The 12,966-nt window shown below is 38.7% G+C and carries 13 protein-coding genes; 9 read left to right on the forward strand and 4 right to left on the reverse strand.

Going from position 1 to position 12,966, the window contains the following annotated elements; genetic code table 11:
- Positions 1-71: 71 nt before the first annotated feature.
- The 8 genes from infA (at position 72) to DRW42_RS26140 (ending at position 7,127) form a co-directional block, all read left to right on the forward strand.
- A complete protein-coding gene (infA, locus tag DRW42_RS26105; protein WP_010599888.1) occupies positions 72-290 on the forward strand; it encodes a translation initiation factor IF-1 in 219 nt (72 codons plus the stop codon).
- Between the two features lies 1 nt (position 291).
- Complete coding sequence (rpmJ, locus tag DRW42_RS26110) at positions 292-408, forward strand: 50S ribosomal protein L36 (protein WP_010599887.1); 117 nt, start codon at positions 292-294, stop codon at positions 406-408.
- A gap of 70 nt (positions 409-478) precedes the next feature.
- A complete protein-coding gene (rpsM, locus tag DRW42_RS26115; RefSeq protein WP_010599886.1) occupies positions 479-856 on the forward strand; it encodes a 30S ribosomal protein S13 in 378 nt (125 codons plus the stop codon).
- A 96-nt stretch (positions 857-952) separates the two neighbouring features.
- The gene (rpsK, locus tag DRW42_RS26120) at positions 953-1,342 is read left to right on the forward strand and encodes a 30S ribosomal protein S11 (RefSeq protein WP_010599885.1); all 390 of its coding nucleotides are present in this window, start codon (positions 953-955) and stop codon (positions 1,340-1,342) included.
- A gap of 61 nt (positions 1,343-1,403) precedes the next feature.
- Positions 1,404-2,012 carry a 30S ribosomal protein S4 gene (rpsD, locus tag DRW42_RS26125; protein WP_010599884.1) on the forward strand — a complete coding sequence of 203 codons (609 nt, stop codon included), beginning with the start codon at positions 1,404-1,406 and terminating at the stop codon, positions 2,010-2,012.
- An 85-nt stretch (positions 2,013-2,097) separates the two neighbouring features.
- Positions 2,098-3,090 (forward strand): DNA-directed RNA polymerase subunit alpha, encoded by a 993-nt coding sequence (locus tag DRW42_RS26130; protein WP_025145205.1) that lies wholly within the window; start codon positions 2,098-2,100, stop codon positions 3,088-3,090.
- A 94-nt stretch (positions 3,091-3,184) separates the two neighbouring features.
- Complete coding sequence (gene rplQ / locus DRW42_RS26135) at positions 3,185-3,712, forward strand: 50S ribosomal protein L17 (protein WP_113951805.1); 528 nt, start codon at positions 3,185-3,187, stop codon at positions 3,710-3,712.
- A gap of 445 nt (positions 3,713-4,157) precedes the next feature.
- Entirely contained in the window at positions 4,158-7,127 is a 2,970-nt protein-coding gene (locus DRW42_RS26140; protein WP_113951806.1) for a glycoside hydrolase domain-containing protein, read from the forward strand.
- A 469-nt stretch (positions 7,128-7,596) separates the two neighbouring features.
- Here the strand turns inward: DRW42_RS26140 and DRW42_RS26145 are convergent, their stop codons facing one another.
- Both DRW42_RS26145 and DRW42_RS26150 read right to left on the reverse strand, forming a co-directional pair.
- The gene (locus DRW42_RS26145; protein ID WP_113951807.1) at positions 7,597-8,229 is read right to left on the reverse strand and encodes a gluconate 2-dehydrogenase subunit 3 family protein; all 633 of its coding nucleotides are present in this window, start codon (positions 8,227-8,229) and stop codon (positions 7,597-7,599) included.
- An 11-nt stretch (positions 8,230-8,240) separates the two neighbouring features.
- Complete coding sequence (locus DRW42_RS26150) at positions 8,241-9,977, reverse strand: GMC family oxidoreductase (protein WP_113951808.1); 1,737 nt, start codon at positions 9,975-9,977, stop codon at positions 8,241-8,243.
- Positions 9,978-10,262: 285 nt separating this feature from the next.
- Here DRW42_RS26150 and DRW42_RS26155 point away from each other — a divergent pair, with 285 nt between their 5' ends.
- Positions 10,263-11,450 (forward strand): class I SAM-dependent methyltransferase, encoded by a 1,188-nt coding sequence (locus DRW42_RS26155; protein ID WP_113951809.1) that lies wholly within the window; start codon positions 10,263-10,265, stop codon positions 11,448-11,450.
- Between the two features lie 98 nt (positions 11,451-11,548).
- On the opposite strand, the gene DRW42_RS26160 is transcribed toward DRW42_RS26155, so the two are convergent.
- Together DRW42_RS26160 and DRW42_RS26165 are read right to left on the reverse strand one after the other, a co-directional pair.
- Complete coding sequence (locus tag DRW42_RS26160) at positions 11,549-12,154, reverse strand: hypothetical protein (RefSeq protein ID WP_113951810.1); 606 nt, start codon at positions 12,152-12,154, stop codon at positions 11,549-11,551.
- 159 nt (positions 12,155-12,313) lie between these two features.
- Positions 12,314-12,889 (reverse strand): murein L,D-transpeptidase catalytic domain-containing protein, encoded by a 576-nt coding sequence (locus DRW42_RS26165; RefSeq protein ID WP_113951811.1) that lies wholly within the window; start codon positions 12,887-12,889, stop codon positions 12,314-12,316.
- Positions 12,890-12,966 lie beyond the last annotated feature (77 nt).

Below are 12,966 nucleotides of genomic sequence, written 5' to 3' on the forward strand. Positions count from 1 at the left end.
ATAATTAAATTATTTTATTTAATTTTGCAACCCTGTTTAGAAGCAGCTAATTAAGTAACAATCAATAAAATATGGCTAAACAAGCCTCAATTGAACAAGACGGAGTAATAAGAGAAGCATTATCGAATGCAATGTTCAGGGTTGAACTCGAGAACGGGCATGAGATTATTGCTCATATTTCAGGTAAGATGAGGATGCACTACATCAAAATTCTTCCTGGAGATAAGGTTAAATTGGAAATGTCTCCTTATGATTTAACAAAAGGACGCATTACTTATAGATACAAATAAAATGAAAGTTAGATCATCAATTAAAAAACGTAGCGCTGATTGTAAGATTATTCGCCGTAAAGGTAAACTTTACGTAATCAACAAGAAAAATCCTAAATACAAGCAACGTCAGGGGTAATTAAAAAATATTGTAATGTACCGTACAACGGTGGCCCGCCGTTCGGAGTTACTTAAAAACATAAATAAATATGGCAAGGATTTCAGGTATTGATTTACCAAGAAACAAAAGAGGAGAGATCGGTTTAACCTACATCTACGGAATTGGCAGAACAACTGCACAACGTATTTTAACTACTGCAGGTATCGATTTGAACAAAAAAGTACAAGACTGGTCTGATGATGAGTTATCAGCAATCCGTACAATGATCAACGATGAGATTAAAGTAGAAGGTGCTTTACGCTCTGAAGTTCAGTTAAACATCAAACGTTTAATGGATATTGGTTGTTACCGCGGTTTACGTCACAGAAAAGGTTTACCTTCTCGTGGTCAGCGTACTAAAAACAACTCACGTACTCGTAAGGGTAAGAGAAAAACAGTTGCTAACAAGAAAAAAGCTACTAAATAGGAAATAAGTGATTGAATATAGAATGATTGGATTTTTGAATGTTTATACATTCTTTCATTCAGCACTCAAACATTCTTTCATTCAGTAATAAAAAACATGGCTAAGAGTAAAAAAGTAACAAAAAAACGTATCGTTGTAATTGAGCCTGTTGGTCAGGCACATATCAATGCTACCTTCAACAACATCATCGTTACCTTAACAAACAACAACGGACAGACTATTTCATGGTCATCTGCTGGTAAAATGGGCTTTAAAGGTTCTAAAAAGAACACGCCGTATGCAGCTGGTCAAGCAGCTTCAGATTGCGGTAAAGTTGCGTTTGATTTAGGTTTACGTAAAGTTGAAGTATTTGTAAAGGGTCCGGGTTCAGGTCGTGAATCTGCAATCAGAACTTTACAGGTAGCAGGTATCGAAGTAACATCTATCAAAGATATTACTCCACTTCCTCACAACGGATGTCGTCCTCCTAAAAAGAGAAGAGTTTAATTAATTTTAAAGCTAAGAATCTCCAGCTACAGGTTGGATGATACTTTAAAAACAGAAAAAAATGGCAAGATATACAGGCCCAAAATCAAAAATCGCCCGTAAATTCAGAGAACCAATCTTCGGTCCTGATAAGGTGTTAGACAGAAAAAATTATCCTCCTGGACAACATGGTGTGTCTAAAAGAAGAGGAAAACAATCTGAGTATGCAATCCAGTTAATGGAGAAACAAAAAGTAAAATATACTTATGGTGTATTAGAAAAGCAGTTCAGTAACTTGTTTAAAAAAGCATCTTCACGTGCTGGTATTACCGGTGATAACTTACTTCAATTATTAGAAGCACGTTTAGATAACACAGTATACCGTTTAGGTATTGCAACAACCCGTTCTGGTGCACGCCAGTTAGTTAGCCATAAACACGTAACCGTGAATGGTGAAGTTGTAAATATCCCTTCATATCAGTTAAAAGCTGGTGATGTGGTTGCTGTTCGTGAAAAATCTAAATCATTAGAATCAATTAGTAACTCAGTTGCAGGCAGAACGATCAACAAGTTCGCATGGTTAGAGTGGAATGCCAGTGAATTAACCGGTAAATTCTTAACTTACCCTCAACGTGATGAGATTCCTGAAAACATCAAGGAAAACTTAATCATCGAGTTATACTCAAAGTAATAAATAAGATAGTTAATTACCTCCAAAGGGTAATTAACTTTTTTCTTGTTACTATATATTCAATAACGAATTTAAAAAATTATAAATGGCAATTTTAGCATTTCAGAAACCAGACAAAGTGATCATGCAGAAATCAACTGATTTCGATGGCACATTTGAATTTCGTCCTTTAGAGCCCGGTTTCGGTGTAACAATTGGTAATGCCTTGAGAAGAATTTTACTTTCTTCATTAGAAGGTTATGCTATTACTACTATTCGTTTTTCAGGCGTTTCTCATGAGTTTTCTACCATGAAAGGTGTTGTAGAAGATTTAACTGATATCATTTTGAACTTAAAACAGGTACGTTTTAAGAAAACTGGTGATTCAGGCGATTCTGAAAAAGTTTTCATCATCGTTAATGGTCAGGATCAGTTTAAAGCTGGTGATATCACTAAATTCTCTAACAACTTTACAGTTTTAAATCCTGAGCACGTAATCTGCAACATGGATAAATCTGTTACTTTGGAAGTGGAATTAACCATCAATAAAGGACGTGGTTATGTACCTGCTGAAGAAAATAAAGTTGCTGATGCTGTTGTAGGCGTAATCGCTATCGATTCGATCTACACACCAATGAAAAACGTAAAATACACAATTGAAAACTTCCGTGTTGAACAAAAAACGGATTATGAGAAATTGGTATTAGACATTTCAACCGACGGTTCAATTCACCCTGAAGAAGCATTAAAAGAAGCGGCTAAGATCCTTATCCAACACTTTATGTTATTCTCTGATGAGAACCTGGTATTAGAATCTCAGGCTAAAGAAGAAACTAAAGAAGTTGACGAGGAAATTTTACACATGCGTAAAATCCTTAAAACTGAATTAGTGGATATGGACCTTTCAGTTAGGGCATTAAACTGCTTAAAAGCTGCTGATATCCGTACTTTGGCTGATTTAGTTTCTTACGATGTTGCTGACATGTTAAAATTCAGAAACTTCGGTAAAAAATCTTTAACAGAGATCCAGGAATTAGTAAAATCAAAAGGTTTATCATTTGGTATGAACCTGTCTAAATTTAAATTAGACGAAGAATAAGCGCACAGCGCCATGCGCTAAGCGAAATAAACTATTAGTTCACAGTGTATAATTCCCTCTGAGACAGAGACGGTATACACTTAATCAAAAAACAATGAGACACGGTAAAAAAGTAAACCACTTAGGTAGAACCGACAGCCACAGAAAAGCGATGTTAGCTAACATGGCTACATCACTAATTAAAGCAAAAAGAATTACTACAACTTTAGCTAAAGCTAAAGCTTTACGTACTTATGTTGAGCCATTAATCACTAAAGCGAAAAATGACACCACTCACTCACGTCGTACAGTTTTCTCTTATCTACAGGATAAAGAAGTAATCACTATTTTGTTCCGTGAAGTTGCTGAGAAAGTTGCTAACCGTCCGGGTGGTTATACTCGTATCATTAAATTAAACAATCGTCAGGGTGATAACGCTGAGATGGCTTTAATTGAATTGGTAGACTACAATACAGTTTACGGTAATGATGTAGAAGTTAAAGAAGAGAAGAAAACAACTCGTCGTGGTAGAAGCAAATCTACTGCTGCACCTAAAGCTGCTGAAGCGAAAGCTGAAGTTGCCGAAGAAGTTGCTCCTGCTGCTGAAGAAGCTCCTGCTACTGAAGAACCAAAAGGAGAATAATTTTATTCACCTGAAGCATAAGAAAGTCCTGTTCGAAAGATCAGGACTTTTTTTGTGTGTCAGAGGTTACCGTTTGACGATTTATGTTAATCTAACCATCTCAAAACCACAGTCAGATCACTATGTGCCTTTATTAGACTTTTTGTAAGATACTTTCGATTCATAGTCGTCACCCTGAATTTATTTCAGGGTCTTTCATGCTAAAAAGATGCTGAAATGAATTCAGCATGGCGAATCGATCTGGACCAGGCATTTTAAAAATACTATTTTTAACAAATACTTATTGAACTGCGTTTAGTATTGATTTCAATCGTAACACACTACGCACCAATAAACCAGCACCTATTTAACTAATGCACCAACAAAGCAAACGTTTGTCTCATTTTTTCATTACATAGCTTTATTTCAGTCTGCTATACATAAATTAGCCTCAAACAAATTGATAATGAAATTTAGGCTTTTTCTGCTGTTCTGTTTATTCAGTCAGCTTTCCCTTAATGCACAGATATTAAAATATACCAATGGTAACAACGCCTGGAATCCCGATTCGTTGGGTAACCACAGGGTTGTGCTCCAGTTTGCAGGTACTGGTAAAATTGCCCATGCCAAAATAGACTGGCGCAGGAGGGATGAGCATCCCGAATTAAAGGGGATTATCGTTCAGGATGCAAATGGTAAAACGGTTTCAACTGTTGGAACAGATCAATTAACCAGAGAAAGTGCCGATGTCTATTTCGAAACTTCTGGTGCAGGCAGGTACTACGTTTATTATCTGGCGTATAAAAACGAAGGGAGAAGTAATTACCCAAAAGGTGTTTACATTAAACCTAAACAAACGGATGCGGCCTGGCTGGCTAACGCTAAACAGGTTAAGGTTAATGCTGGTGTGGTAGAGATTCAGTCTATCGATGCATTCAACTCCTTTTATCCGATGGAAGTAATTGCCATAGCTAAGGAAATCAATGCAATTAAAGCAAAGTATCCATCCGAAGCTTTTATTGTATTTCCGGAGGACAGGATGTTCCCCATCAAAATGCAAAGCGATCTGCCTTATCGTTGGGTACAGAAAGGCGCAAGCAATTCATTTAACGGAACAACAAGCAAAGGTGAAAATTATGCCTTTCAACTGGGTGTATTTGCTTTGAGAGATTTAAAAAATGTAGAAGTAAGCTTCGGTGATTTAAGAACTGCCACTGGTAAAGTAATTTCTTCAAAATACATCAACTGTTTAAATACCAATGGAACCAGTTACGATAACAAACCTTTGGTTGAAACGGTAAATGTAGCTTCAGGCAAAGTTCAGCCGATGTGGATTACCGTTAATGTACCAAAAGGCACAACAGCAGGTACGTACTCCGGTAAGTTTGCGGTTAAAGCTAACGGAAAATCGAAAATAGTCGACGTGAAAATTGCCGTTGGTAACGAAGTTTTAGCAGATGCCGGTGTGGGAACGCCTAATAAACAAACCCGCTTAACCTGGTTAAACTCAACCCTTGCACAGGCCAATACAGTAGTAGCGCCTTATACACCGTTAAGGGTTGAAGGAAATGTAATTTCTCTTTTGGGTAGAAAATTCGAAATTAACGCTGATGGTTTTCCTAAGCAGATTCAGACTTTTTTTAATGCAGAAATGACCGGTTACAGTGAAAAACCAAACAATATTTTGGCAGAACCCATTCACTTTCACTTTTATAATACACCAAAAACACAGGAGAAATTTGTTCCGGGTAATTTCCAGATCACCAGTAAAGAAGCCGGAACGGTAAAATGGACCTCAACCAATACTTCTGAAAACCTGAAAATGGATCTGGAAGGTGCATTGGAATTTGATGGTTATGTACATTATGTAATTAAGGTTACAGCATTAAAGGATGTAGAATTTAGTAATGTCAATTTCCATATCCCATTCGATAAAGGTTCTACCCAATATTTAATGGGTTTAGGCGAAAAAGGCGGTGTTAGGCCCGATACGGTAAAATGGAAATGGGATGTGGCCAGTAAAAACCAGGATGCCGTATGGATCGGAAACGTAAATGCAGGCCTCTATTACAATTTAAGGGACGAAAACTACGTTCGCCCGCTGAATACCAATTTCTATCTTCAGAAGCCTTTATTATTGCCAAAATCGTGGGGAAATGGAGATAAAGGCGGAATTCAGATTAATGTGAAAGGCAGCTCGATGTTATCTGATAATTTTACAGGTGCCAGAAGCATGAAAAAGGGAGATGTACTGTATTACAATTTCAACTTACTGATCACGCCTTTCCATTTAATCAATACCGATTTCCAGTGGGATAACCGTTTTTATCATAAATATGATGATTTGAATGCAATCAAATCAATTGGGGCAACGGTAGTTAATATCCACCATGCCACGCCGATTAATCCATGGATCAATTATCCTTTCATTGAATGGAAAAAGATGAAAAATTACATCGATGATGCACACTCGAAAGGATTAAAAGTAAAGATTTACAATACTGTTCGCGAGTTATCCAACCATGCTTACGAGTGGCCTGCCTTAAGGAGTTTGGGTACCGAAGTATATTCGCCGGGCAAAGGTGGCGGCTTTAGCTGGTTGCAGGAACATTTGGATTCAAATTATATTGCTGCCTGGTTTGTACCCGAAATTAAAGATGCTGCCGTAATCAACAGCGGGATGAACCGCTGGCACAATTACTATGTAGAAGGCATGAACTGGCTGGTAAATAATGTGGGGATTGATGGCGTATACCTTGATGACGTGGCCTTCGATCGCGTAACCATGAAAAGAATTAAAAGGGTATTAACGCAGAATAACCACCCCGGTATTATCGACCTGCACTCGGCAAACCAATACAATAAAAGTGATGGTTTTAACAACAGTGCCATTTTATACCTCGAGCATTTCCCTTATCTCAATCGTTTATGGTTTGGCGAATATTTCGACTATCAAAAAAACAATCCTGATTTCTTTTTAACCGAAGTGAGCGGTATTCCGTTCGGTTTAATGGGCGAGATGTTGCAGGATGATGGAAACCCATGGCGTGGAATGATTTACGGTATGACAAGCCGTTTAGGCTGGTCGGATAAGAGCGATCCGAAACCACTATGGAAGGCCTGGGATAACTTCGGTATCAAAGGATCTGCAATGATCGGTTACTGGAGCGAAAACTGTCCGGTTAAAACCGATAACCCTAAAATACTCGCAACGGTATATAAAAAGCAGGGAAAAACGATGATTGCTTTGGCAAGTTGGGCAGATGGCGACGTTAAAGTTAATTTGGTTATCGATTGGAACAAATTAGGCTTGGATGCATCAAAAGTTAAAATTACCGCTCCAGCAATTGATAAATTCCAAAGCGCGGGCAGTTACCCTGACGGAAAATCGGTTCCTGTTGAAAAAGGAAAAGGTTTGATTTTGATTGTGGAGTAACCTCATAATTAAAAGAAGTCAAGTTTTTAAAACTTGACTTCTTTGGTTATAGCGCATTTTTTAGAAAAGCAGGTGCAGTTGCCTATTNGCGCATTTTTTAGAAAAGCAGGTGCAGTTGCCTATTGGTTCTGCTCGGTACTGCTTTACGCTTCTGCTGATGAAAAATCGGCATCCATTCCATCCGATAGCTAGCGGTTTAGGTTTAGATGGCATAGGTATATGATGCACTAAATAGATAAAACACCAAACGTTCCGACGGAACGAAACCGCCAATTTCACAATTGGCTACCCATCAAGCGTCCCGATGGGACGGGAGTTTCGTGCGGATAATATTTATATCTAAAATCGTCCCATCGGGACGATTAATGGGTGGAAAAAGAATAGCATGTTTTTTCGTTCCTTAGGAACGTTTCGTACTGTTGTGATAGGGCAAAAAAAAAGAAGTCAAGTTGACTTCTTTGGTTTACGATTATATCTTTACATTTTCCATGCCGTACTGTTTCAGTACATCGGCAGGAACACCAGCCCATTGGTTTGGCGCGTTGCCAACATAACCGATGTCTTTTACGCCCATTTCTGTGGTATAAAAACCCGAGGCCGTTAAGTTTCTCATTCTGTTGAAAAAGGTTACGCCTGCCTGCATTTCTGGCCGGGCTTTTTTAGGGTAGGCAATTTCATCTACGATTGAAATCTGCTGATCTGCCGAAGCCTCAACAAATGGTTTCTGGAATTTATTAAAACTGTATACATCGAGCCATTTCAGGCCGCCGCGCATAGGTACCTTATGTTCGGGAATATCTTTTACGATGAATTCGATAAACTCTGGCACTTTAGCATCCGATGCACTACCCGAAACTTCATCTTTAGGGATAATGATATCGGCCAAAACTGTAATCGTAGCCATTTCATGTTTGGTGAAAAAGGTTTCTGACTTCAGGTTTTTATCACGGTCTAATTCCCATTGTTCCCTGCCGGCTTCTTTAGCAGTTTCTTCCGGCGCAGCTGCTTCGGTTTTTGTTTCAGGTTGTTTGCAGGCTTCAAGAAGTACTCCTGTACTGATCGCCGTTAAACCTAATGCTTTTATGGAATCACGTCTGTTCATAATGGTAATTCTTAAATGTTTTGTTTCTTCTTTTGAGCTAAAATATATTCGGCAGTACGCATCGAAAGGGCTAAAATTGTCCAGGTTGCATTTTTATCGCCTTGTTGTACAAACGGACCGGCATCCACTACAAAAAGGTTTTTACAGTCGTGTGCCTGGCAATATTTATTTAATGCCGATTTTTTCGGATCGTCGCCCATGCGGATCGTACCCACTTCGTGGATGATTTTACCCGGATTGAGCAATCCATAATTGGTATCGGCTCCCTGAATTTCGGAAGTAACCACGGCGCCCATTTCCTTCATAATCGAAAGAAAGGTTTCCTGCATGTGTTTAGCCTGCAGGATTTCATCTTTGTCCCACTTATAGTTGAACCTTAAAACAGGGATACCGTATTTATCCACCATATTAGGATCAATTTCGCAATAGTTGCTTTCACGGGCAATGGCTGTACCACGACCGGCCATACCAACACCAGTTCCATAAAAACGGCGATAATCGTCTTTTAACGATTTTCCATAACCTCCGGCATCTTTCATTTTACCATTCCTGCCCGGCACCATGCCGTTCATTTCGGCGACGCCCCCACCAAAACCATAGGCTGGCATACCCATGCCGCCCCAGTATTCGATGTGGTAACCACGTGGAAAATTGAGTTTTCGGTTATCGAGCCACCATGGTGAGTAAATATGTACACTGCCCACACCATCTTCATTATAACGTTTCCTATCCATTAACTGTGGCAGAAACCCCGAAACACTTGCCCCGGTGGAGTCGTGCAGGTATTTACCCACCACACCGCTGCTATTGGCTAAGCCGTTAGGATGCGAGGCAGATTTTGAATTTAATAATATACGTGCCGATTCGCACGCACTGGCACCTAAAATAACCAGTTTGCCATTAACCTGGTATTCCTGTAAATCTTTACGGTTTACATAAGAAACACCTTTGGCCGAACCATCCTTATCGGTGATTACTTCGCGTACCATGGCATCAGTGATCACGGTTAAATTTCCGGTTTTTACCGCCGGATTTACCAGACAAGATGAAGAAGAAAAATCGCCGTAAACTTTACAGCTTCTTCCACATTGGCCGCAATAAAAACAAGGTGCACGGTCGCTGTTATTTGGTAAGGCTTCTGTTAATACAGAGCCACGACCGGTAATTACCTTCACACCTGCTTTTTCTGCCCCTTTTTTGATGAAAAGTTCATTTAATCTCGGTTTAGGTGGTTTCATAAAAATCCCGTCGGGTTCGCTTTCAATCCCCTCGGCCGTTCCGTATATACCGATCATGCGGTCAACCTTATCATAAAATGGCTTTACATCAGCATAAGTAATCGGCCAGGCATCGGTTAAGCCATCCTTCGGTTTAAAATCATCCGGACCCATCCGCAATGAAATCCTTCCCCAGTGGTTGGTACGGCCACCGAGCATACGCGAACGGAACCATTCAAATTCACTTTTATTTTTCTGGGTATAGGGTTCGCCTTCCAATTCCCATCCTCCGTAAGATGCATCAAAATCACCAAATGGACGAACAGTACCTGCACCACGGCGTGGCGATTCCCAGGGCCATTTTAATTGATGTGAATCTAATCGCGGATCGAAATTTTGACCGGCCTCGAGCAATAAAACCTTTTGACCTGCATGCGCCAGAACGTACGCTGCCATACCGCCACCTGCGCCAGAGCCAACAATAATGGCATCGTATACGGTAGGCGATTTTTTTATCTGAAAGTCACTCATGTATTGTGGTTAGATGTTTAAATACCCTAATCTAAAGTTTAATTTTTTGAAAAAAAAGTGTTCCGCTATTTTGGAATCAATATAGATAATAATGGCTTTGTATGTTTCTAAATCGTATTACGTGATTCATTTGTTTAATGCAATGCAAGTGGTTCTTTAATCAAAAATACATTCCATTTTCCATCTCACATCTTCCATCACTTTTTTATATAGTCGCTCTATTGTTACATTATTTCCTGAATGTTGAGCTCCGGATAAACTTGATTATCTTTGTAGTTCAAATCAATGTCAGTGTCAGAATACAACAACCAATTTACTACCGCTTTAAAAGAAAGCCTGGATGCCGAAACTTTTGTCAAAATTTCATTAGGGAATTACAAAGGAGAGGAGGAAGCATTAAAACAATTGCTGATCCGTAAAGTGATCATTAAACGCGAAACTAAACTGGCTTTTACCTATCGTTACAAAACACGCGATGTGGTAAAAAACTATGCCCCTGATGAGGCTGTTGATCTAATTTCCGGTTATCTGGATAATGGATTTAAGATTGCCACACTGTTTAGTACTGAAAAAGACCTGATTTTGGAAGAACTGAACAATGGAAAAATGGTTTTGAGAGAAAGTAAAGCATCGAGTAAAGAAGCCCCTTCAGTCAGTCATGATAAAGAAAAAACAAGGTTGATTAAACCTGATTCGAAATCGTATCTAACTGAACTGAAAATTACGGATGCAGAAGGTAAAGTTTTTAAAAATGCACAGGATAAGTTCAGGCAGATTAATCATTATATAGAAATTTTAAGTTCTTTAATTAAAGAATTACCAGCAGGAACGATAAAAAAGGTTGCGGATATGGGTTCGGGCAAAGGTTATTTAACTTTTGCATTATACGATTACCTGCATTCGGTTTTAAAACTAGAAAGCCAGGTGGTGGGAGTAGAATACCGCCAGGATATGGTTGATTTGTGCAATCAGGTTGCCGAAAAATCTTCATTCGCTCAATTGAATTTTGTTCAGGGAACGATTGAAGATTATAATGCAGAGCATGTGAATCTTTTAATTGCGTTACATGCCTGCGATACAGCAACTGATGATGCCATTTTTAAAGGTATTAAAGCCAATGCCGAACTGATTGTAGTTGCACCATGTTGCCACAAACAAATCCGCAGGGAAATTGAGCATCACAAAGTGAAAAACGATGTTTCTTTTTTAACCAAATACGGGATCTTTTTAGAACGCCAGGCCGAAATGGTAACCGATGGTATACGTGCTTTGATTTTAGAATATTTTGGCTATAAAACCAAGGTTTTCGAATTTATTTCTGATGCGCACACGCCAAAGAATGTACTTGTTGTGGGGGTTAAAAGTAAAGCGCTTAGTGCAGAGCGAAAAGCAGAAGTTTTACAGAAAATTAAAGCCAGCAAAGAGTATTTTGGCATTGGTTATCATCATTTAGAGCGGTTGTTAGATATATAGTTTTTTTAATGCGTTTCTGTCGGTGACACACCGACCGATAGGAATTGCCCATGAAAAACAAGCCATTTTTTTGCATTGGTGAAATTTACAAGCTGTTGTTATTTAAACCTTAAAGCATTGAAAATAGCTGGGGTGATGTATTTTTTGAGATTTTCCATTTCATCGGTCAATATAAATGTATAGGCATCGGCGATGTCATCTTTATGTATGGCAACCACCATGCAGAATTTGTAGTCTTTGCCGAAATTTTTGGTGGGTGCAACTATGGTAAAAAATCCCGCATCGGCATTAAAATCTTTTTTTACAGCTGGCGCCGGAAACTGTTGAATAGAAGGTGGTTTAGTAAAATTACCAGCTATGTTCATTGCGATTGCTGTAAGTGCGGCCGATGGCATGGTATTGGGGTTTATCCTGTTTTCTCCTTCTTTTTTGGTTTCTAACCATTTTCGATATTCTTTTACCCTTTCGGTTAAAGAACGTACAGCATACCTGATTTCTATGTGTTTCGAAGTATCAATAACTGCATATTCATATAACATAGCTGAATTTTTGATAGGTTCTGTTTTTACAAAACCTGAAGGCTGATTAAATATTAAATTATTCTGCTCAGTTATTTTTTCAAAACTTTCAGCAGGTTTAGTGTTCTGAGATTTGGCAGTATTGATGATGGCCAGGAGCGCAATTGCGATAAAATATTTCTTCATTTTATTAAATGGTTTGGAAAATGATGTGGAACTGAAGTGATTTCCATAAAATACCTGTCAGAATTAATTTATGTGGTAAATGTATCGATGGAGAATTCTTCATTAATAGACCCTGAAACAAATTCGATAGCTCCTATCGGATAAGAGCGAGGGCCGATTTTAAACATAAATCCAAAGCAGTACAGGCTTTTTTCTGGTTTTAAGCAATGTATCTATTTTTCGCATGGTAGCATCTGATAAAACAGGGCAGCCGGCACTTTGTCCGAAGAGGGTTTGCGGATAAATCTCCTGAGCCGGAATTGGCGTGTAAGAATGTAAAACCACAATCCGTTTAAAAGCATTGCTGTTTGTTTTTTCCAGTCCGTACATTTTATAATGTACATTGATGCCCCAGTTACTATACGCACGGCCTTTAACTTTGTATTTGCCCAATGAGGTGCAATAACTCCCTTCTTTATTGCTGAAAACAGGTTTGGTTGGTGTGCTTCCACCGCCAACACCATGGGCGCATAAACCTTCGATGATAATTTCTTTTCGTGTAAAATCGTAAACAAAAATCCTGTTTTTACCAGAATGGATGCTCATATCAACCATAATGGCGATAGATGTATCCATTTTGTTTTTCTTGCAGAAAGTTAGGGCTTCATTAATCCTGTTGGAACTAATTTTATTGATTGCAACAGGTTCAAATCCAAAAAGCGTAAATAAAATGAGGAGAGCGAATAACTTTTGCATAAGTAATTAATGTTAGTAAACATCTTGGTCAGACGCGACACCAATGCTATTAACTTAAGCTATTTATAAGTCTGGTA

The organism is Pedobacter miscanthi, from assembly GCF_003315595.1.
In the GTDB taxonomy this organism is placed as follows: Bacteria; Bacteroidota; Bacteroidia; order Sphingobacteriales; family Sphingobacteriaceae; genus Pedobacter; species Pedobacter miscanthi.

Excerpts from the sequence above, each read along its gene's own strand:
- DRW42_RS26155 (WP_113951809.1), top strand. The coding sequence starts at position 10,263 with ATGTCAGTGTCAGAATACAACAACCAATTTACTACCGCTTTAAAAGAA.
- DRW42_RS26145 (WP_113951807.1), bottom strand. The coding sequence starts at position 8,229 with ATGAACAGACGTGATTCCATAAAAGCATTAGGTTTAACGGCGATCAGT.
- rplQ (WP_113951805.1), top strand. The coding sequence starts at position 3,185 with ATGAGACACGGTAAAAAAGTAAACCACTTAGGTAGAACCGACAGCCAC.
- DRW42_RS26160 (WP_113951810.1), bottom strand. The coding sequence starts at position 12,154 with ATGAAGAAATATTTTATCGCAATTGCGCTCCTGGCCATCATCAATACT.
- DRW42_RS26150 (WP_113951808.1), bottom strand. The coding sequence starts at position 9,977 with ATGAGTGACTTTCAGATAAAAAAATCGCCTACCGTATACGATGCCATT.
- DRW42_RS26140 (WP_113951806.1), top strand. The coding sequence starts at position 4,158 with ATGAAATTTAGGCTTTTTCTGCTGTTCTGTTTATTCAGTCAGCTTTCC.
- rpsM (WP_010599886.1), top strand. The coding sequence starts at position 479 with ATGGCAAGGATTTCAGGTATTGATTTACCAAGAAACAAAAGAGGAGAG.
- DRW42_RS26130 (WP_025145205.1), top strand. The coding sequence starts at position 2,098 with ATGGCAATTTTAGCATTTCAGAAACCAGACAAAGTGATCATGCAGAAA.
- rpsK (WP_010599885.1), top strand. The coding sequence starts at position 953 with ATGGCTAAGAGTAAAAAAGTAACAAAAAAACGTATCGTTGTAATTGAG.
- DRW42_RS26165 (WP_113951811.1), bottom strand. The coding sequence starts at position 12,889 with ATGCAAAAGTTATTCGCTCTCCTCATTTTATTTACGCTTTTTGGATTT.
- rpmJ (WP_010599887.1), top strand. The coding sequence starts at position 292 with ATGAAAGTTAGATCATCAATTAAAAAACGTAGCGCTGATTGTAAGATT.
- rpsD (WP_010599884.1), top strand. The coding sequence starts at position 1,404 with ATGGCAAGATATACAGGCCCAAAATCAAAAATCGCCCGTAAATTCAGA.
- infA (WP_010599888.1), top strand. The coding sequence starts at position 72 with ATGGCTAAACAAGCCTCAATTGAACAAGACGGAGTAATAAGAGAAGCA.